The sequence below is a fragment of the Bartonella sp. AP21QHHD genome, assembly GCF_042196205.1.
GTDB lineage: Bacteria > Pseudomonadota > Alphaproteobacteria > Rhizobiales > Rhizobiaceae > Bartonella.
The window spans coordinates 214,859-234,034 of sequence record NZ_JBHIPT010000011.1 but is presented as its reverse complement, the minus strand read 5'-3'; the positions used below and the strand labels follow the sequence as shown (position 1 = coordinate 234,034).

Annotated in this window: 18 protein-coding genes; 7 read left to right on the top strand and 11 right to left on the bottom strand. The window is 38.5% G+C overall.

Translation table 11 applies throughout. From position 1 onward, the window contains the following. Positions 1–411: 411 nt before the first annotated feature. A complete protein-coding gene (thiD, locus tag ACFIMC_RS01285) occupies positions 412–1,266 on the bottom strand; it encodes a bifunctional hydroxymethylpyrimidine kinase/phosphomethylpyrimidine kinase (protein WP_375612742.1) in 855 nt (284 codons plus the stop codon). A gap of 129 nt (positions 1,267–1,395) precedes the next feature. On the opposite strand from thiD, the gene ACFIMC_RS01280 reads away from it, so the two are divergent. From ACFIMC_RS01280 to ACFIMC_RS01270, 3 genes are all read left to right on the top strand, one after another. Continuing rightward, complete coding sequence (locus ACFIMC_RS01280) at positions 1,396–2,202, top strand: lysophospholipid acyltransferase family protein (RefSeq protein ID WP_375628565.1); 807 nt, start codon at positions 1,396–1,398, stop codon at positions 2,200–2,202. Positions 2,203–2,892: 690 nt separating this feature from the next. Further along, positions 2,893–3,990: a D-alanyl-D-alanine carboxypeptidase family protein gene (locus ACFIMC_RS01275; protein WP_375611309.1), complete on the top strand. Its 1,098-nt coding sequence runs from the start codon at positions 2,893–2,895 to the stop codon at positions 3,988–3,990. Positions 3,991–4,395: 405 nt separating this feature from the next. Beyond that, positions 4,396–5,457 (top strand): CobW family GTP-binding protein, encoded by a 1,062-nt coding sequence (locus ACFIMC_RS01270; protein ID WP_375680938.1) that lies wholly within the window; start codon positions 4,396–4,398, stop codon positions 5,455–5,457. 890 nt (positions 5,458–6,347) lie between these two features. Here ACFIMC_RS01270 and ACFIMC_RS01265 read toward each other — a convergent pair. The 3 genes from ACFIMC_RS01265 to ACFIMC_RS01255 all read right to left on the bottom strand — a co-directional run bounded on the left by ACFIMC_RS01265 (position 6,348) and on the right by ACFIMC_RS01255 (position 9,111). Beyond that, positions 6,348–7,097 (bottom strand): L,D-transpeptidase family protein, encoded by a 750-nt coding sequence (locus ACFIMC_RS01265; protein WP_375628563.1) that lies wholly within the window; start codon positions 7,095–7,097, stop codon positions 6,348–6,350. A 40-nt stretch (positions 7,098–7,137) separates the two neighbouring features. Next, the gene (locus ACFIMC_RS01260; protein WP_375611312.1) at positions 7,138–8,094 is read right to left on the bottom strand and encodes an acetyl-CoA carboxylase carboxyltransferase subunit alpha; all 957 of its coding nucleotides are present in this window, start codon (positions 8,092–8,094) and stop codon (positions 7,138–7,140) included. A gap of 78 nt (positions 8,095–8,172) precedes the next feature. Beyond that, positions 8,173–9,111 (bottom strand): site-specific tyrosine recombinase XerD, encoded by a 939-nt coding sequence (locus tag ACFIMC_RS01255; protein WP_375611313.1) that lies wholly within the window; start codon positions 9,109–9,111, stop codon positions 8,173–8,175. A gap of 260 nt (positions 9,112–9,371) precedes the next feature. Here ACFIMC_RS01255 and ACFIMC_RS01250 point away from each other — a divergent pair, with 260 nt between their 5' ends. From ACFIMC_RS01250 to ACFIMC_RS01235, 4 genes are all read left to right on the top strand, one after another. Continuing rightward, on the top strand, positions 9,372–10,004 hold the full coding sequence (locus ACFIMC_RS01250) for a shikimate kinase (protein WP_375606223.1): 633 nt from the start codon (positions 9,372–9,374) through the stop codon (positions 10,002–10,004). Next, on the top strand, positions 9,979–11,112 hold the full coding sequence (aroB, locus tag ACFIMC_RS01245; RefSeq protein WP_375680937.1) for a 3-dehydroquinate synthase: 1,134 nt from the start codon (positions 9,979–9,981) through the stop codon (positions 11,110–11,112). The genes ACFIMC_RS01250 and aroB overlap by 26 nt, the downstream gene beginning before the upstream one ends. A 416-nt stretch (positions 11,113–11,528) precedes the next feature. Further along, on the top strand, positions 11,529–11,924 hold the full coding sequence (locus ACFIMC_RS01240; protein ID WP_375617422.1) for an MliC family protein: 396 nt from the start codon (positions 11,529–11,531) through the stop codon (positions 11,922–11,924). A 17-nt stretch (positions 11,925–11,941) separates the two neighbouring features. Further along, positions 11,942–12,334, top strand: a complete 393-nt coding sequence (locus tag ACFIMC_RS01235; protein WP_375671698.1) for an MliC family protein — start codon at positions 11,942–11,944, stop codon at positions 12,332–12,334. A gap of 16 nt (positions 12,335–12,350) precedes the next feature. On the opposite strand, the gene mnhG is transcribed toward ACFIMC_RS01235, so the two are convergent. The 7 genes from mnhG to ACFIMC_RS01200 form a co-directional block, all read right to left on the bottom strand. After that, a complete protein-coding gene (gene mnhG / locus ACFIMC_RS01230; RefSeq protein WP_375671699.1) occupies positions 12,351–12,761 on the bottom strand; it encodes a monovalent cation/H(+) antiporter subunit G in 411 nt (136 codons plus the stop codon). Continuing rightward, positions 12,758–13,039 carry a K+/H+ antiporter subunit F gene (locus ACFIMC_RS01225; RefSeq protein ID WP_375606068.1) on the bottom strand — a complete coding sequence of 94 codons (282 nt, stop codon included), beginning with the start codon at positions 13,037–13,039 and terminating at the stop codon, positions 12,758–12,760. The genes mnhG and ACFIMC_RS01225 overlap by 4 nt, the downstream gene beginning before the upstream one ends. Next, complete coding sequence (locus ACFIMC_RS01220; protein ID WP_375612748.1) at positions 13,036–13,521, bottom strand: Na+/H+ antiporter subunit E; 486 nt, start codon at positions 13,519–13,521, stop codon at positions 13,036–13,038. Before ACFIMC_RS01220 ends, ACFIMC_RS01225 begins: the two co-directional genes overlap by 4 nt. Beyond that, complete coding sequence (locus ACFIMC_RS01215) at positions 13,518–15,140, bottom strand: monovalent cation/H+ antiporter subunit D (protein ID WP_375611319.1); 1,623 nt, start codon at positions 15,138–15,140, stop codon at positions 13,518–13,520. The genes ACFIMC_RS01220 and ACFIMC_RS01215 overlap by 4 nt, the downstream gene beginning before the upstream one ends. Further along, positions 15,140–15,481: a Na+/H+ antiporter subunit C gene (locus tag ACFIMC_RS01210; protein ID WP_273790150.1), complete on the bottom strand. Its 342-nt coding sequence runs from the start codon at positions 15,479–15,481 to the stop codon at positions 15,140–15,142. Before ACFIMC_RS01210 ends, ACFIMC_RS01215 begins: the two co-directional genes overlap by 1 nt. Further along, positions 15,481–18,402 (bottom strand): monovalent cation/H+ antiporter subunit A, encoded by a 2,922-nt coding sequence (locus ACFIMC_RS01205; RefSeq protein WP_375612749.1) that lies wholly within the window; start codon positions 18,400–18,402, stop codon positions 15,481–15,483. The genes ACFIMC_RS01210 and ACFIMC_RS01205 overlap by 1 nt, the downstream gene beginning before the upstream one ends. 228 nt (positions 18,403–18,630) lie before the next feature. Next, on the bottom strand, positions 18,631–19,128 hold the full coding sequence (locus ACFIMC_RS01200; protein WP_375612750.1) for a BA14K family protein: 498 nt from the start codon (positions 19,126–19,128) through the stop codon (positions 18,631–18,633). Positions 19,129–19,176 lie beyond the last annotated feature (48 nt).

Sequence of the window (19,176 nt, the reverse complement as noted above, 5' to 3'; positions counted from 1 at the left end):
GTCTTTGTCTCTTTGCTCTCTCGCAGATGAATTTACAGGAGAAGCCCCCGCAAATTGTGCAATCGGTTGAATGGCTGTTTTGCCACCAATATAAGAAACAGCGAATATAGTGGATCCGCTAGCTTTAATATCGCCTTGTAAAAGGTCTTTCCCTCTACTCTTTTTGCTATCAAATCCTGATTTTACAATTCCTTGCTCTCTTTTTTATACTCAAAATTGCCTCTAAAACAGGATAGATTAATCGTAAAAAATATATAAAAGAAGCAAATTATAACATTTTTTCTTATCCTTCTTAATACAAAATAACTGTTAAGCTACAATACGCTAACATTTATCAGTCATAAGTCCAAAACATCATATAATGACGAAACAAATTCATAGAGTGAAGATTTTTCACTATCAACCGTTGTATTAATCTTTCCATAATGCATAAAAATGATGAAGCGGCCCTCGCCCTTTCCCTACTTTTAAAGCATCTGAGGCAGTTAAAGCGCCATGCAAATAATCTTTTGCTTGTTTAACAGCGCAATCCAAAGGTTGGGTAGGTAACAGAGCTGCAATGGCAGCAGAAATGGTACACCCTGTCCCATGATCATGAGTAGTTGAAAGACGAGAGGCTTCAAGTATAACAAGGTTTTCACAATCACAATAAAGATCTGGACTAGAACAATCGTAATTTTCTGTACTATTTTTGGTCAGCGTATTCAAATGTCCCCCTTTTAACAAAACTGCATGACACCCTAGCGCCAAGAGTCGTGGAGCATATTGATACATAGTCTCTAAAGACCATTGCACTTCACGCCCCAATAACAGTGCAGCTTCAGGCAAATTTGGCGTGATCAAAGTTGACATCGGCACAAGAACATCACGCATAATTTCAATTGCATCAGACTTTAAAAGAACATCACCACTTTTTGCAACCATAACCGGATCAAAAACAATGAAACGCGCTTTATGATAAGCAAGACGTTCTGCAATAACCTGTGCAATCTGAGCATTTGCAACCATACCAATTTTAACGGCATCAACATGGATATCCTCAAAAACAGAATCAATTTGATCTGCAACAAAAGAAGCATCTAATGCCTGAAAAGAACGCACACCCTGAGTATTTTGTGCAACAACAGCTGTAACCACACTCATACCATAAGTTTTCATAGCTGAAAAAACCTTCAAATCCGCCTGCATTCCAGCGCCACCAGAAGGATCTGTTCCCGCAATAGATAAAATCCGTGGAATAAAAAGTTTATCTTTTTGTAATTCCATTAACCTCTTTCCTTCTGTTTTTAAATATCGGAAAATGAGTTACCGAAAAAATAGATGCTTGAAAAAACATAAAGAAGATGTTTTCTCATGTGAATTATATTATATACGAAGTCTTCTTATAGATATAAAATGGAAAATGTAGTGCTTATCCTTCGTTCTATTCTTTTTACGTTCGCTTTTTATACAACAACTTTCATACAAATGATTCTTTACGCTCCCGTTTATTTTTTAATGCCCCGCAAAAAGGCATGGATTGTCCCTAAAACATGGGCGCGCGTTACACTCTTTTTGCAAAAATACATCGCAGGCACAAGTTATGAGATTGAAGGTTTAGAAAATCTTCCCAAAGGACCCTATATCATTGCTCCAAAGCATCAATCGGCTTGGGAAACTTTCAGTCTTGTTCCTTATTTTGATGATCCCACTCTCATTTTAAAACGTGAATTGATGTGGATTCCATTGTTTGGCTGGTATATGGCAAAAACGCAAATTATCCCCATTAACCGCACAACACCCATCAAAGCCTTAAAAATGATTATACAAAAAGCAAAAGAGAAAGTAAAACAAGGGCGCCAAATCTTGATTTTTCCCGAAGGAACACGCCGACAACCCGGTCAAGAACCAGATTATAAGTCAGGAATTGTCGCGCTCTATAATGAATTAGGACTTCAAGTTGTTCCTATTGCACATAATGCGGGTTTATATTGGCCACGCAATAATTTTCGCCGCTATCCCGGAACAATTCGTGTCCGTATTCTTCCCCCGATAGAGGCTGGTTTAAGCAAACGTGATTTTCTAGATCAACTTGTCCAAAAAACTGAAAAAGCGTGTGATGAACTGCTTCTCTTAGCAGCTCAAGACCCTACCCCTCCTCCTATGCCACCATACGCTGTTCAGAAACTTCAAAAACTAAATCAACATGAAACAATGCACTGATTGATAAGAATAATGCATAACTTTGTATATTGAGCGGAGTATAGGGAAAAAAATATAAGAAAGATACTTCAAACTTTCTAATTTAAAATTGTAAAACACTTGTACATGATAAGAAATGATCAATGTGTAAATTTTTTTGAAAAAGAATTCTTCCTCTCTTTAAAATCATTTAAATAACATACATCTCATTGATTTATAAGGATGTTTTAGCGTTATTCAACTTGAATGAGAACCCTGAATACCGTAAGATTTTCTCATTTCAAATCTATTCTAGGTTGAATCAATTAGAATCATTTTCTTACACATTACAAGCGGGATATCTGTGTGAATAAAACGATACAAGAAAAGATTAAAATGCTTTTTACGAACCGTCTCAAGTGCCAAGGGCTATCCTAACAGGAGAGCAAGAAAAATGCATGATTATGCAGATTCATTCCTTTCTGAGAAATTCAATCCCTCCAAGAGCCTGAAATCTTGTACAATCTTCATTATTTAAAAAGTATTTCTTGAGATACTTAAGTCATCAAACCAAATTCAAGGGGAAAATAAAAATGAGAATTGGTTTTTATCCCACAGACACAACGGATACAGCAATTAACCATCTTTCCTTCCTATCCTAGACTTAAATGCTTTGTGTGCTACATTAAAACAATTCTAAATAACGAATAAGAGGGAACTAGATTTAAATTAATGCGACGTCTCTTCTATAATTTATTTTTTTCTGTGATTTTGAGTTTATCCAGCGCTGTTGCTCTAGCGCAGCCTTTTATTTCTGTTGATGTTACAACGAGGCGTATCTTAAAACATAATCAAGCTTTTGAGCGTTGGTATCCTGCTTCCTTGACAAAATTAATGACCGCTTATGTTATTTTTCGTGCCATGAGCCGAGGGGAAGTTTCACCAAACAAACATATCACCATCAGCGAATACGCCGCAAAAGCTCCCTCATATCGTTCAGGCTATAAAGCTGGTTCTGTACTCACACTTGATACAGCCTTAAGTATCACCATGGTTAAATCTACCAATGATTTAGCCATTGCCATGAGTGAAGCTGTTGCGGGTTCACAGAAAGATTTTGTACGTAAAATGAATAGCGAAGCTAAACGTTTAGGCATGTTTGGCACCCATTTTGCGAACGCAAGTGGTTTACCAGATCCTCAAAACTACTCCACGGCACGCGATATTGCTCTTTTAGCCGTTCAAATACGTCGAGAATTTCCACAATATGCTCATTATTTTTCTATTCCAGCCATTGATTTTGGTAATAATCGAAAAATCCAACATAACTCAAACAACCTCATTGGCCGTTTTTATGGGATAGACGGTATGAAAACAGGATTTATTTGTGCCTCTGGTTTTAATCTTGTTGCCTCAGCCACCCGCAATAAACGTACAATTATTGCTGTCATTCTAGGTGCTAACAACATAAGTGAAAGAGAAGAAAAAGCTGCACAACTTCTTGAAATAGGATTTTTGCACCAAGGAAGCCCCCAATTAACACTAGCAACATTAAAACCTTATGGGAGCAACATAACACAAGCCAACAATATGAGACAACAAACATGCACACCTGAAGCCATAAAAATGCATGCAAATTCATATGATGATCAAGGAAATATTATTCTCACCTCACCTTTTATCACTGCTCCACCTTCTTTTTCTCATCCTTTATCAGTACACCTCATTCGTACGCCACAAACACCTAAAATGACAGTAAAACCACTAAGAAAACCCTATATTCCGTATAAAAGGCACGCAAACCATTCTATAAAAAGCCATAAATCATAATCTACAATTAATTATAATACTTTGATTTATAATGATAATTAATTATTTTGTACCTTATGTCAAAACCACAAGTATTGTAAGATTCTCTCATTTCAAATCTGTATTTGTTGAATCAATAAAACCAGTCTCTTGCGCGCCACAAGGTGGATGAACATGTAGATAAAATAATTAAAACAAGGAATAAAAATCCTTCCTATAAGTCCTTTCAAGAACCAAAAATTATCATAACATTGACGCTAAAAGTGTATAATATACCCACGTGCACCTACCTTTATAAGCGTAAAGATAGTGGTACAATGGATTTCATGGGGGATTAACCATTATATCCCTCACGAACATCATTATAAATTGCTTAGACATACTGAGATATATTTTTTAAAAACAAAACTATGATTGATGATTAACATGAAAATAAAGCGCATCCCTCTCACGCTTATTACGGGTTTTTTAGGCTCTGGCAAAACAACTTTGCTCAACCGTATGCTACAAGACCCTCTTCTAACAGAATGTGCTGTTATCATCAATGAATTCGGCGAAATCAGTATCGACCACCTTCTGGTTGAAAAAACGACAGAAGGAATTATTGAGCTTGCCAATGGTTGCTTATGCTGTAATTTACGCAGTGATCTCATCGACACATTAATTGATTTAATAAATCGCGTTCAGACAGGACAGATCAAACAACTCCATCATATTATCATTGAAACCACAGGGATGGCTGATCCCGCCCCTATTTTACAAATACTTTTAAGCCACCCATTGTTTATTCAAACATTGTCCATAAATGCTGTTCTTGCAACATTTGATACATTAAGTCCACTTTCCATATGTAAGCGCTATCCTGAAATATATAAACAATTAATATTTGCTGATAAAATCATTCTCACCAAAACAGATCTTAGAGACCCACAAACGCTTTCAGATGCACTCCTTAGCACACTTAAAACAATGAATCCTACAGCACAAATCATTGACGCCCATTCTAAAGATTTCTGTTCAAATCTATTAATAAATAACACATTATGGGATGAAAAAGTAGAAAATACAAAACTTAAACAAAATCTTACGACTACCCCACATGATCATACCCCCCATAAAACCATTCGTACCTTTTCACTAAACTGTGAGGGTCCTGTTGATTACGCCACAATTGAAGCTTTTTTAGATCTCCTACAAGAGCGTTATGGTACAAAATTATTACGTATTAAAGCAATTATCGCATTGCGTGATGACCCTTATCGCCCACTTGTATTACATGGCGTACAAACATTTTTTCATCCTCCCATAAGATTGCCGGCATGGCCAAAAGGAATAAAACAAACACGTTTTGTCATCATTGCCGATGGTGTTGAAAAAGACGCAATACAAAAGCTCCTCAATGCTTTTTTTAATAAACCAGCAATAGATACTGCAGACAAAACAGCTCTCTTAGAAAATCCTCTGGTCATTCCAAGAATAAAATTTTAATTTTTTCTCCCCTTCAATGATATAATATTAAATTCATTGGCACCACCATCTTTATGCTTTTAAAGAAGCAAACCGGCACCATTACACACTTTGCTAATTCCCAATGTTGAAACAAGCCCTTGGTACTTGAGACGGTTTGTAAAAAGCATTTTAGTCTTTCTTGCACAGTTTCACCCACGCGGTTATCCCCGCTTGTAACGTGCAAGAAAATGGTTTTAATTTATTCAACATGGAACGGCTTTGAAATGAGAGAATCTTATGGTATTCAGGGTTCTAATTTAACTTGAATAACACTAAATTATCATTATAAATCAAATTGTTATGATAAAAAATTTAATACCCATCAATCTGCAAACAGATTGTTTTCTCTCTAAATGCGCTTCATCTGCAAACCACTTCATATGATTCATTTCACAGACCGATTGGCCAAATTCTTGGTTCTAAAATATTCTGCTCAACTCTATGTTTACTCAAGCTAATTGAAATCAAAATCCCTGTTAAGAAAAAAACCAAAATCAGACAGAGGCAATATCGCATTTTAAAATATGTGAATGTATCTTATATAACAGCACGACAAGACAATATTTTACAGCATAAAAGAATAAAACTCTTTGAAAGAAATAAAAAGAGAGGTACATTTCATGTTAACTTACTCTTCACTAAAAACGAAGATTGATACCAGTAACGATGTGCAAACAATCCAACTTCTTTGAGAAAATTCCTCTTGGCTTCCCACTTCATATGATTTACTTACATAAAGCTCTATGAAAAAACTCTGCGCTTTAAAATATTGACTACTCACTTAAACACCTTATGTGCAAAGTTTTTGCATATCCTGTATCACCATTATTAAGTGATAGTGTTTACGGTGCTGTAGGATACAATAACACTCACTGCATTAGAGAAACTGAATTTTTATCAATATCGCGATTAAAAACGTAACGTTTTCCATAAACCTCAACAGTTGGAGGTTGACGATTTTTTTCAAAAAAATCATAACCTTTCTTAAGCATAACCCAGAATTGATAATGAGGATTCTTGCTATGACGTGACATATTATCCTTGGTCATGCGGAAAGGAAAAGCCTGCAACTGAAACTCTCTTTGTCCTCCTTTAAAAGCATCCCGTGCAAACGCATAAATCTGAGCCATGTTCTTATCACTCATAGAATAACAACCTGCGGAAAAGCAAGAACCATGCACCATAAGATTGCTTCCTGTGCGACCATTTTCCTGATCATAAAGGTTAGGAAATCCTATATTAAAAGAGAGATAATATTTTGAATAAGGATTCATTTGGTTTGCGCTAATAGTATAAAAACCCTCTGGTGTCTGAAGATCCCCTTCTTTATATTTAGGTCCAAGCTTACCAGACCATTTGCAAATGCCATAGCGAGCAACCAAGATAAAAGGTCCTGAACGAGATTGCTTCCAAACTTCAGCAAGATTTTCTTCCTTAAAAAACCGCATCATAATCGGTGCATAGGGATCTATATCATACAGAACCATTCTATTTTTGATTTCTTGCGGCAACGGCTGCTCAACTTTAGCGCGAATAGAGGCTGGTAATCTTCCTTCACATGCTGTCAATAGTCCCATTACAAACAACACACACACAGCAAGGAATCTGCTAAATGTCATCGAATAAAACTCCAATCCAACACCCCTCACAAAAAATAACCTATGTTAGAGATCGACCAATTTGAAGGTATTTTTCCCTTCGCTCTTGTTTAAGCACTTGACCATCTTTTCCAGCCATAGCTTTTAAAGCTTCTGAAATAACATCACCCGTTGCATCAATGACAATCTCTTTGCCACGATGCGCTCCCCCTAAAGGTTCCGAAATAATGCCATCAATAATCTTTAAGCGATACAAATCTTGAGCGGTAATACGCATATTCATTGCAGCATCTTTTGCACGAGCTGGATCACGCCATAAGATAGAAGCTGCTCCTTCTGGTGAAATAACAGAGTAAATTGCGTGCTCCAACATATAAACTTTGTTGGCAGCCGCGATTGCTATCGCCCCTCCAGAACCGCCTTCTCCAATAACAACGGAAACCACAGGAACTTTCAAACGCAAAGTTGTAGCTGTTGATTGAGCAATTGCTTCCGCTTGCCCACGTTCTTCAGCGCTTACCCCAGGATAAGCACCTGCTGTATCAATAAAAGTGAGGAGTGGCAAACCAAAGCGGTCAGCCATTTCCATAATACGTACAGCTTTACGATAGCCTTCTGGACGCGCAGAACCAAAATTATAGCGCAAACGTGTTTGCGTATCGTGACCTTTCTCTTGACCGATATAAGCAACGGCCTCACCTTTAAAGCGTGCAAACCCCGCTTGAATAGCCTCATCTTCAGCAAACTTGCGATCTCCGGCCAAAGGCGTAACGTCACTCAATAGGCGTTTAGAATAGTCCATAAAATGGGGACGATCCGGATGACGAGCGACTTGTGTTTTTTGCCACGGCGATAATTTTTTATAAATATCGCGCAACGCTGTTTGAGAACGCGTTTCAAGACGAGCAATCTCGTCACTCATATCAAGACTGCCTTTTTCCTGAGAAATTTTTTTTAATTCAAGAATTTTCCCATCAAGATCAGCAACTGGTTTTTCAAAATCAAGATAATTATACATTTGTGTCAACTCATTCAGTGTCACTTATACACTTATAATTTGCTTTATAAAGTCTTTTTCAAAAACATCACCTTTTCTTTAACGAGCCTTTTGCTCATCGGCAAGTGGATGATGCTCATTGACTAAACGATAAAGTCCCTCTTCCAACACATGGGTATAAATCTGAGTGGTAGCAATATCAGAATGACCTAACAAATGTTGAACGGCACGCAAATCAGCACCATTTTGCAAAAGATGACTAGCAAAAGCATGACGCAACACATGGGGAGAAAAGCTATCACTTCCTATCCCTGCTCTTCTAGCGAGATTTTTCAACTCTCGTGCAACGACTTGACGAGCAATATATCCTGTCTCGGAATGCGCAGGAAAAAGATAAGAACTCGTAGCGTCCTTTCCCTGATCACGCAAATTTAACCACTGTGAAAGAACTTGGCATGCTTTTTTTGATAACAGCACCATTCGTTCTTTTTTGCCCTTACCACGAACCAAAACGCTGTATTCATTCCTTCGAACAGACTGAACCGGCAGACTCACCAACTCACTAATACGTAACCCTGTTGCATAAAGCATTTCAATCAATAGCTGAAGACGCAGTGCACGGAAATAACCTTTGGACCCATAGTCTGCTTGGTTGACTTCTAACTCCGCAAAATCAAGCAATTTTATCACTGCATCTTCACTCATGATTTTGGGCAAAGGACGCCTCTGACGAGGTGCATCAATATCATGAGAGGGATCATCTGCTCTCAACCCTTCAGCATAAAGGAATTGATAAAACTGACGCAAAGTTGATAAACGGCGCGCTTGCGACGATGCCGCAAAACCAAAAGTATGCATAAGTGACAAAAGAGTAATTAAATCTTCTTTTTGTGCTGAAAAAAGCGAAACAGAGTGTGAAGACAATTCGTCTTGTGCCCACTGCAAATCATGCTGATAAGCCGCAAGCGTATGAGACGAAGCCCCTCTCTCCGCACTCATCATCTCAAGAAAATGATCTATCACAGCACCACTTTTCATTTCATTGATTCGCTTCCGTAGAAAGATTCCATGAATTCAAGGGAACATCAATGTACATATCCACAGTTACTGGTTCAACCCAAACCACAAGAGCACCCATTATAATGAAAAGAACAGAAAGCAAAATGAAAAGAATCATCAAAAATCTAGTCAATGTTGGCATAAGACAATAACCTACCCAAAAATATTCTATCTCGTATTATGCCTCACAAAGATTAACAGGAATTGACTTTAAGATGGATAAATGCCGAAATAAAGTTATGAAAAGCAATCGACAAAAACGCGTCCCCATAACACAAATAAAGAATCAGCTCTTATCGTCCCTTGATAAAAGAGCACTTGTCCTTGTTGGTCTTATGGGGGCAGGCAAATCAGTGATCGGAAAACGCGTCGCCACCATGCTTCGTTTACCTTTTTATGATTCTGACCAAGAAATTGAAAAAGCTGCACAAATGACAATCACGGAACTCTTTGAAATTTATGGTGAATCCGAATTTCGTGCTCTTGAACAGCGTGTTATTCTAAACCTCATGAAAAAAAGTCCCCTTGTTTTAGCAACAGGTGGTGGTGCCTACATAAATGAAAATATCCGAAAAGCCATTCACCAAAATGGTATATCCATATGGCTAAAAGTCGATCTTGATATCCTCATGCAACGTGTCTCAAAGCACCCAACACGTCCCCTGCTTCAAACAGCCAATCCTAAAGAAACCATGCAAAAACTCATGGAACAGCGTTATCCTATCTATGCAAAGGCAAACTTAACAATTAACAGTCATAAAGAAAGCCGTCATACCGTAGCACAAAATGTTATACGATCCGTACAGCACTACCTATACACAGAAATTAACAATAGGGATAACCAGCATGCAAACCAAAACCGTCACTGTTAAACTGGACAAACACTGTTACGATATCATCATTGGTCCGGGTCTGATTACACAAGCTGCTTCACAAATTAAACATGCTCTTAATAAAAAAGATCCTCATCAAACGCGCTTGGCACTTGTTACAGATACAAATGTTGCTTCCCTTCATTTGGAGATATTGCAAGCAGAATTAACAAAAAATAAAATTCATACTGTCCCTATTATTGTAGAAGCGGGAGAACAATCAAAATCATTTTCAACCCTGCAAGTTGTTATCGATCAAATTCTTGCTGCACGCTTAGAAAGAGGCGACTGTGTTATTGCTTTTGGCGGTGGTGTCATTGGTGATCTAGCAGGATTTGCGGCAAGTATAATCCGCCGTGGCATGAACTTCATTCAAATGCCCACAACGCTTCTTGCACAAATTGATTCTTCTGTTGGTGGAAAAACGGGAATCAATAGCCAATATGGCAAAAATCTTATTGGTGCCTTTTATCAACCACAATGCGTTATTGCTGACACGTGTCTTCTTGATACCCTGCCACCGCGTGAATTTCGCGCTGGCTACGCAGAAATAGTAAAATACGGTCTCATTAACCAACCTGACTTTTTTGAGTGGCTTGAAAAAAATGGGCAGAAAATTTTCTCTAATGGCCCTATGCGAACAGAGGCCATTGTTCGCTCATGCCAATTTAAAGCTGCCATTGTAGCACGTGATGAGTACGAAACGGGAGAGCGCGCACTCTTAAATCTCGGCCATACATTTGGACACATGCTTGAAACAGCAACCGCTTATGACTCCAACCGTTTAATCCATGGCGAAAGTGTAGCAATTGGGATAATTCTAGCTCATCAATTCTCTGCTCAATTAAATTTAATAAGCCCCACGCTTACACAACGCATTGAAGCGCACTTCAAATCTATAGGATTGCCTACACAATTAAAGGATATCCCAAGGTCTCTACCAGATGCTGAAACTTTAATGACTCTCATTGCCCAAGATAAAAAAGTTTCGCAAAACAATTTGACTTTCATATTAACACGCGGACTTGGCCAATCATTTATTGCAAAAAATGTTTCACCAGATGCAGTTTTATCCTTTTTGGAACAAAAATTAACAGAAATTCGTTAATTCATATTGAATATAATTGATTCGTTTTTATACTTCTATTAAAGATTAAATATGATGATGTCTGCGTAGCTCAGTAGGATAGAGCACAGGATTCCTAAAGAAATTGGGCACTTTGAGGAGAAATCCTCAAAGTGAATCTGCTCAAATTCGGGGAAAGCTTCATGGGCGACTATATGCCAATCCCGAGCCAAGTCTCTTTTCAAATGAGAGAAAGGTGTAGAGACTGAACGGGCAGCACCTAAAGAGCAAAAGCTTCAAGGTGAAGAGACAGTCCAGACCACAAACAGCCGATAAGGCTGGCGGTGAAAATCGAAGTGGTATGAATCCTGGGGTCGCAGGTTCGAATCCTGCCGTAGACACCATCGTATCAGTCAAATTATTCTTTGTGCACAATATTAGGAATATAGGGAAGCATCATGAAAAAAACTTTGCACATTTTAGGATTTTTCACCGCTTTAAGTTTATCACTTTTCAGCTCAAACAATAGCTTAGCTGGTTCTTTAATCATTGAAGTACCAGACAATCCAGAGCCCAAAACAGAGACCATTACCTATCAGTGTGATACTGAAACAGGTAAAGAGCGCGTAGAGGCAGTCTATCTTAATGCTGACAATATTTCGTTGGTTGATTTCAAATGGAACGGTGATCGTGTCATTGCTGCTAATGTCATCGCGGCAACAGGAGCAAAATTTGCAGGAGCTCAGTACATCTGGTGGGAGAAGAACAAAGAAGTCACGCTTTATGACCTTGCTCAGGATCCAGAAGAAAAAAAACCTATCCTCTGTAAAGATGAGTCAACATTATTATTTTAAATAACACGGGAAATATTATGAAAAAAATTTCTTTTACTAAACAATTTTTCATTACTTTAAGTGTGCTCCTCCTCGGTTCAATTAATGCATTAGCAAGTTCTTTAGTCATTGAAGTACCAGATAATCCAGAACCAACAACAGAGACCATCTCCTATCAATGCGATATGGGAACAAGCAAAGAGTATGTTGAAGCAACTTATTATAATGCTGGCAATATTGCGCTTGTTGATTTAAAATGGAACGGTAAACGCATCGTTGGTTCTAATGTAATTGCCGCTTCTGGAGGAAAATATGTGGGTGGACAATACATTTGGTGGATAACTAAAAATGAAGCCATATTTTACGATCTTATTAATGATCCAAAAGAAGAAAAGCCCAGCCACTGTGTAGAAGAAAAAAGCACAGAATAAGGAAGATTCTTACATTTCAAGAACCGTGCTGGCTCTCATCTCTTGATGTTCCTTCTGACGTGGGTAACTTTTCCTCCGTCTTGTGTAATAAAAGAGCCAGCGGTTTTTCTGACTGTTCTTCTGAATGATGTCGATAAGCTGCTGTATGTGAGAGCAACATAGAAGCTACCGGTGCTGTTAAAAACAAAAAAAACATCAGCAACACTTCATGAAAAACAAAATAATGGTCCACAAATATTGAATAAAGAAATGAAGAAATAAGAATACTACCAACGCCCCAACTCGTACATACTGAAAGCATATGCAAACGCTTATAAAAATTGGAAAAACGCACCAAACCTATCGTTGCGATCAATGTCAATCCAGACCCTAATATTAAGAAAACTGTGATAGCAATAGCAACCACAAGCGATATATCATCTTTCATTCAATAATCTCCCCCCGCATAAGAAATTTCGCCAAAGCGATGCTTGAGACAGATCCCAACAATCCAATAATGAGAGCTGCGACAAAATAAGTGGTTGTTCCTGAACGAATATCGAATGTAAGAAACAAAAGAATAGTGGTTATATAAAGGGCATCCAAACCAACAATTCTATCCTGCGCCCGTGGACCACGAATCAACCGAAACAGCGCGAAAATCACCGCTAAACTTAAAAAAAACTGTGAAAAGAAAAGCCCCCAATAAAGAATCACCATACTCATAAAAAAATCTCCAAAAGCAATTGCTCATACCGTTGTTTGATCAACTGTTTGTAATCATATCCATTTTTTAAATTTAAGACATGAAGCAAAAGTTCACCCTTTTTACTATTATAGGCAACCCAAGCAGTTCCAGGGGTTGCCGAAAGGATGCATGCTAAAATAGCCAAAGCAGTGCGATTATGAAGCAGAAGAGGTACTACAATAAAACCAGATTTCTGCTCTCGAGACCTTTTTGTTAAAACAAACCAAGCCACCGAAACATTTGAGAATATAGAATCTATAAATACTCGAAAAACGAGACGAAAAACCGCACTCCAGCTTTTAATAACAACCTTCTCCGGCTCCAGAAGCCGTATCATCCAACCACAAAACAAAGCGGTTAAAATCCCTAAAAGCAATTGCCCTAAACTAAAACCATTTAAAATAAGCCACATAAGGACAATGACACCACTGAAAAAAGGGGAAGGACAAAAACGATTCATTTACTTATCTCCCTATTTTCGAGAGAAAAATCCGTTAAAACGCTCCCAATATAGTTTTGAGGTTCATACAAAGTCTTAGCAGTTTCAGACATATAATGACTAACAGGACTGGCTACAATTGTTATAAGAAAACACAAAGCAAGGAGAACGGCAATAGGCGCAAATTCTATCACTTGCACACGAGGAATACGCCCTTCAAGAGAAACCCAAAAAGTTCGGATACCCGTTCGTGTCAATGCAATCAAAGCCGCAAAACCAGAGAGAGTGACAAAAACTACAAAAAGCCAATCTTGGTAAACCGGAAGAGAAGCAGAAAAATCCTCTCTACTGTGGTTTAAAATTGCCATGAACATCATAAATTTAGCAACAAAACCAGAAAAAGGCGGCAATCCAATAATCAAAATGGCACAGATACCAAAACAAGCTCCAAGAATTGCCAAGGTTACTGGAAAATAGATGCCAACTTCATCTTCTTCCTCCTCTTCATCGTCACCATACACCTCCATTGTGACAGCAAGAACATTAGCAGCCACATCTTGACAGCGTTCTACCAACTCTACCAAAAGAAAAAAAGCTCCCAGTGCTAAAGTTGAAGAAACAATATAAAAAAGTGCGCCTGCTGTCAGTGCTGCATTGCCTATCCCGATCGCAGCCAACAATGTGCCAGAAGAGACAAGAACGCTATAAGCTGCCAAACGCACCAAAACTTGGCTCGCCAATACTCCAATAAAACCAATAATCATAGTGGCAAGCCCACCATAAAACAAAACTGTATGACCAAAATGGTTAAAATATTCACTTTCAGGACCAAACCATAGCAACGTTAAACGTAAAATAATATAAATACCAACCTTGCTCAAAAGTGCAAAAGAAGCTCCAACAGGCGCTGCTGCTGCACTGTAAGTTGGCACCAACCAAAAATTAAGCGGCCACATACCCGCTTTAAGCAAAAAAGCAATACCTAAAAGTGCAACACCTATTTCGAACAAAACAATATCTGTAGAAGATATATATTTTATTTTAACAGCCAAATCGGCCATATTAAGAGTACCAACGACTCCATAAATGAGCGCTATACCAACTAAAAAAAATAATGAAGCAACAAGATTAACCACAACATAATGCAACCCTGCACGCACGCGCGTCTGACCAGAACCATGCAAAGCAAGCCCATAGGAAGCCGTTAACATAACTTCAAAAAACACAAATAAATTAAATAAATCGCCAGTCAAAAAAGCACCATTTATCCCCACCATAAAAAATTGCATTAGTGACTGAAAATGAGAACCAGCTTTGTACCAATGAGCCCGCGCAAAAACCAACACGCTAGTCACCAACAAGCTGGAAAGTAAAAGCATCATAGCGCTTAAGCGATCAAGGACTAAAACAATTCCAAAAGAAGACGGCCAATTACCAAGTCGATAAACATCGCAAGCCGGTGCTATTTCAAGAGTACGTATAATCAATAAAATGGCAGTAACGACCAACAGTCCCGCAGAAGAAAGACTGATGAATGATTTAAGTCTTGCACGACGTTCATCATAAAAAAGAAGAAGTGCTCCAGTGATTAACGGCAAAAGAATAGGCAAAATAAGGAGATGATGCACTCCTATTTCCATTATTGCACCTCACGTCCATCAACGTGATCAGAACCCGTTAAACCACGTGAAACCAACAAGATAACTAAAAATAAAGCTGTTGTTGCAAAACCAATCACAATCGCAGTTAAAACCAAGGCTTGTGGAAGAGGATCGACATAATTAGCTGGATTAATAACAGTGGTAGGATCAACAATTGGAGCAGCATTACTACGCGGTCTACTCATTGAAAATATAAAAAGATTAACACCATAGGAGATCAAGGACAAACCAAGAATGACTTGAAAAGTACGTGGACGCAAAACAAGCCAAATACCTGATCCGACAAAAACACCGATACCCAAAGAAAGAACAATTTCCATTAATTTTCCTTCTCTTTTAAAATAGGTTTCTTACCGATTCGGTAACTCCGAATTGACTGGTGTGCAAGTGCAATTAAAATGAGAACAGTTGCTCCTAACACAAGAGAAAGCACACCAAAATCAAACAAAAAAGCAGATGCCATGGGAACTTTCCCAATTAACGGAAGATGAATATATCGAAAAAAGGATGTTAAAAAAGGATATCCAAAAAACCAAGAGCCCATCCCCGTTACGACTGACAATAATAAACCAAAGCCTATCCAACGCAAAGGTAAAACTCTCAAATGCGTTTCCACCCACCGAATATCGCGTGCAAGATATTGTAAAATAAATCCTATAGCCAAAGTAATACCACCGACAAATCCACCTCCTGGCAGATCATGCCCTCGCATGAATAAATAAATAGCAAAAGCGATAATAATTGGAAAGAGCCAACCCATAATAACAGCAGGAACAGCTAAATAATTCAATACTGTATCTCCCACATTTCGATTAGGCTGTGCTATATCAAAGGCTTTCTGGATACGTTGTTGAAAAGGCGCATCAATACTCTCAGGCGCAGGACGAAAACGTCGTAAGAGTGCAAAAACAGTAAGGGAAACAACACCCAAAACCACAATTTCTCCCATAGTATCAAAACCACGGAAATCAACCAATAACACATTCACAACATTGCGACCACCAGCATCTGAGTAAGCATGCGTTAGAAAAAAATCAGAAATCGTTGTACCTTGGGGACGTGTCATCACTGCAAAAGAAAGCCATGCTACACCAGCACCTCCTACAAGGGATATGATGAAATCACGGAAACGACGCAAGCGAACCCAAAAATGAACAGCAGCTGGCCCAGGGTCATGCAAACGTTTAGGCAACCACCGTAAACCAAGCAATAATAAAACGACTGTAACAACCTCAACAACCAATTGTGTTATTGCTAAATCAGGAGCAGAAAGCCATAAAAAGGTTGCACAAGTCATCAAACCAGCTCCCCCTAAAAGCATAAGTGAAGCAAGACGATGAAACTTTGCTCGCCAAGCAACTAAAAGCGCACATAATCCGCCAACCAGCCAAAGAGCGAGAAAAGGAATATCAAGTGGAAAAAGCGGTAATGTCCCCACTGGAATGAAACCATCGCACCAAAGTAAAAGACCAACAAAGGCAAAACAGACCCAAAAAATCCAATGCAATTGGATCTGCAAACGGCGTGTTGACAAAGCAGACTCCACCGCACGGGCCCATTTCCAAGAAATAATTACGAGAATGCGTTCAAAAATACGCGGTCCTTTTAAGTGACGGAAAAAAGGAGCCCCATCATCACAGGATAAAAAATAACGATGCCCAACAGCATAGAGCAATCCGCCCCCTAATAATGCAACAAAGCTCATCACTAATGGAGTGTTAAACCCATGCCAAACAGCCAAACTATAAGGAATTGTCATTGGTCCTAAAACAGACACGACCGCATTATCTAAAATAGGTCCTATTGTTAAATTAGGAAAAATACCAACCGCTAAACAAATAAACACCAAAAGCTCCATTGGTAAACGCATGAAATGCGGTGGTTCATGGGGAGTCTTGGGTAAATTGTCAGGCTTTGGTCCTAAAAAAACGCCATGAATAAAGCGTATAGAATAGGTCACACTAAACAGACTAGCTAGCGTTGCCACATAAGGCGCAATCCAATCGAGCCATGATTCCATATGCGTTTCAACAGCTTCAGCAAAAAACATCTCTTTCGATAAAAAACCATTCAACAAAGGAACCCCAGCCATCGCTGCACTCGCAACTAAAGCAAGAGTTGCTGTGATAGGCATAGAACGATAAAGCCCTGACAGTTTACGCATATCACGTGTTCCCGTCTCGTGATCAATAATGCCAGCAGCCATAAATAAAGAAGCTTTAAAAGTAGCATGATTGGCCATATGAAAGATCGCCGCAACACATGCAAGTGGACTACCAAGACTTAAAAGTGTTGTAATTAATCCAAGATGACTAATAGTCGAGTAAGCAAGCAGTCCTTTCAAGTCTTGCTGAAACATGGAAAAATAGGCACCTAGAAGAAGAGTTGAGAGTCCTGAAAAGCCAACCAGCCAAAACCAAGATTCTGTTCCAGAGAGCACAGGCCATAAACGAACAAGCAAAAACAATCCCGCTTTTACCATTGTTGCCGAATGCAAATAAGCCGATACGGGAGTTGGAGCAGCCATCGCGTTAGGTAGCCAAAAATGAAAGGGAAATTGCGCGCTTTTTGTTAACCCTCCCAATAAAATACAAATAAGGATAGGACTATAAAGAGAACTTGACCGGATCATATCTCCAGACTGTAGCACCTTATCCAAATCAAAACTGCCAACAGTATACCCAATCAATAAAACTCCAATAAAAAGAGCAAAGCCGCCAAAACCTGTGATCGTTAGAGCCATACGCGCACCCTCACGCGCACTTGCATTATGGTACCAATAGCCGATCAGCAAAAAAGAAAAAATACTGGTAAGTTCCCAGAAAACAACCAAAAAGACGAGATTACCTGATAAAACTATTCCTATCATTGATCCCATAAAGGCCAAAAAAAAGGAAAAAAAACGCGGTACAGAATCCGCTGGATCTATGTAATAACGTGAATAAATGACAACAAGCAGCCCAATCCCTGTAATAAGCAAGCAAAAAAGCCAGGACAAACCATCTATGCGGAGAATCAAATCGCTTCCCCATTCTGGAAGCCAAGAAATATCTAAACGCACTATGTGGTTTCCGCGAACTTCCGGATAAAGCATTATTGTAAAAATAAGACAGAAAAGTGCGACGACCCCAGCAAACCACGCTTCATTATTTTTTGCTGTCGAACGAAAAAAGCCAATGACAGCACTTCCACCAAAAGGAAGCAAAACGAGCAATACCAACATTGCTTCCCGTGTTGTCATTCTTTAAACTCCATTTTACCTTAATATTTTGTCATCGACAAAACAAAAACTTATATTCTCACCCCCCATTCCACACTTAATGATAATAAGATTTAATAAAACTTAAAAGCATTTAAATTTTAAAAAAAACAATGCTTGCATGAAAATACTGCGCACCACACAAGTCTTCTCTTTATTGTAAGAACAATAACGCCCACGACAAGAAGCAATTAAAATTTTATTTAATTTCTATCCTTTAAAAAAGCGTGATAAACACTGCCTACGCCCCCCATGAAAAGGCTGAAAACTATTATCATTTTTATTATAAGAGCGATAACGCGCACGGCAAGATTCAATATGTTGTTTAAGCATCCATGGCTCTTTTTTTTCTAATTTTTCCGAAGAAGACGTTAAAAACACTTTTTTAGCATCTGGTACAACTTTTAATGATGCGCCTTTTGTGCTTAAGTGCGGTGATGTAACAAATGCCACTTCAGGATACCACCAATTATCACTGTATTTACGATAACCACGCCGATAATGACGATAACCTTTGAAACCATTAAGTTCTCTACGCCCCGTAAAAATCAGAGGCACCGAACTATCTTGGACAGAAGTATGAGTAACCAGTTTGGCTTTAGCGTTACTTCTATTTTGCCCCCAATTAACAAGAGTGGTTGTTATAATGAAAAAAATGCTAACAAATACAAAAGCTAAAGCATAATATAATTTTTTTTTCATACTCATAACAAAAAACTCAACATAATAAACAACAGTAATTACAGAAAGCCTTTC

Coding starts and splice junctions, on each gene's coding strand:
- ACFIMC_RS01235 (WP_375671698.1), top strand. CDS start 11,942: ATGAAAAAAATTTCTTTTACTAAACAATTTTTCATTACTTTAAGTGTG.
- ACFIMC_RS01220 (WP_375612748.1), bottom strand. CDS start 13,521: ATGAATCGTTTTTGTCCTTCCCCTTTTTTCAGTGGTGTCATTGTCCTT.
- ACFIMC_RS01225 (WP_375606068.1), bottom strand. CDS start 13,039: ATGAGTATGGTGATTCTTTATTGGGGGCTTTTCTTTTCACAGTTTTTT.
- mnhG (WP_375671699.1), bottom strand. CDS start 12,761: ATGAAAGATGATATATCGCTTGTGGTTGCTATTGCTATCACAGTTTTC.
- ACFIMC_RS01215 (WP_375611319.1), bottom strand. CDS start 15,140: ATGGAAATAGGAGTGCATCATCTCCTTATTTTGCCTATTCTTTTGCCG.
- ACFIMC_RS01240 (WP_375617422.1), top strand. CDS start 11,529: ATGAAAAAAACTTTGCACATTTTAGGATTTTTCACCGCTTTAAGTTTA.
- ACFIMC_RS01275 (WP_375611309.1), top strand. CDS start 2,893: ATGCGACGTCTCTTCTATAATTTATTTTTTTCTGTGATTTTGAGTTTA.
- aroB (WP_375680937.1), top strand. CDS start 9,979: ATGCAAACCAAAACCGTCACTGTTAAACTGGACAAACACTGTTACGAT.
- ACFIMC_RS01265 (WP_375628563.1), bottom strand. CDS start 7,097: ATGACATTTAGCAGATTCCTTGCTGTGTGTGTGTTGTTTGTAATGGGA.
- ACFIMC_RS01270 (WP_375680938.1), top strand. CDS start 4,396: ATGAAAATAAAGCGCATCCCTCTCACGCTTATTACGGGTTTTTTAGGC.
- ACFIMC_RS01255 (WP_375611313.1), bottom strand. CDS start 9,111: ATGAAAAGTGGTGCTGTGATAGATCATTTTCTTGAGATGATGAGTGCG.
- ACFIMC_RS01200 (WP_375612750.1), bottom strand. CDS start 19,128: ATGAGTATGAAAAAAAAATTATATTATGCTTTAGCTTTTGTATTTGTT.
- ACFIMC_RS01205 (WP_375612749.1), bottom strand. CDS start 18,402: ATGACAACACGGGAAGCAATGTTGGTATTGCTCGTTTTGCTTCCTTTT.
- thiD (WP_375612742.1), bottom strand. CDS start 1,266: ATGGAATTACAAAAAGATAAACTTTTTATTCCACGGATTTTATCTATT.
- ACFIMC_RS01250 (WP_375606223.1), top strand. CDS start 9,372: ATGAAAAGCAATCGACAAAAACGCGTCCCCATAACACAAATAAAGAAT.
- ACFIMC_RS01280 (WP_375628565.1), top strand. CDS start 1,396: ATGGAAAATGTAGTGCTTATCCTTCGTTCTATTCTTTTTACGTTCGCT.
- ACFIMC_RS01210 (WP_273790150.1), bottom strand. CDS start 15,481: ATGGAAATTGTTCTTTCTTTGGGTATCGGTGTTTTTGTCGGATCAGGT.
- ACFIMC_RS01260 (WP_375611312.1), bottom strand. CDS start 8,094: ATGTATAATTATCTTGATTTTGAAAAACCAGTTGCTGATCTTGATGGG.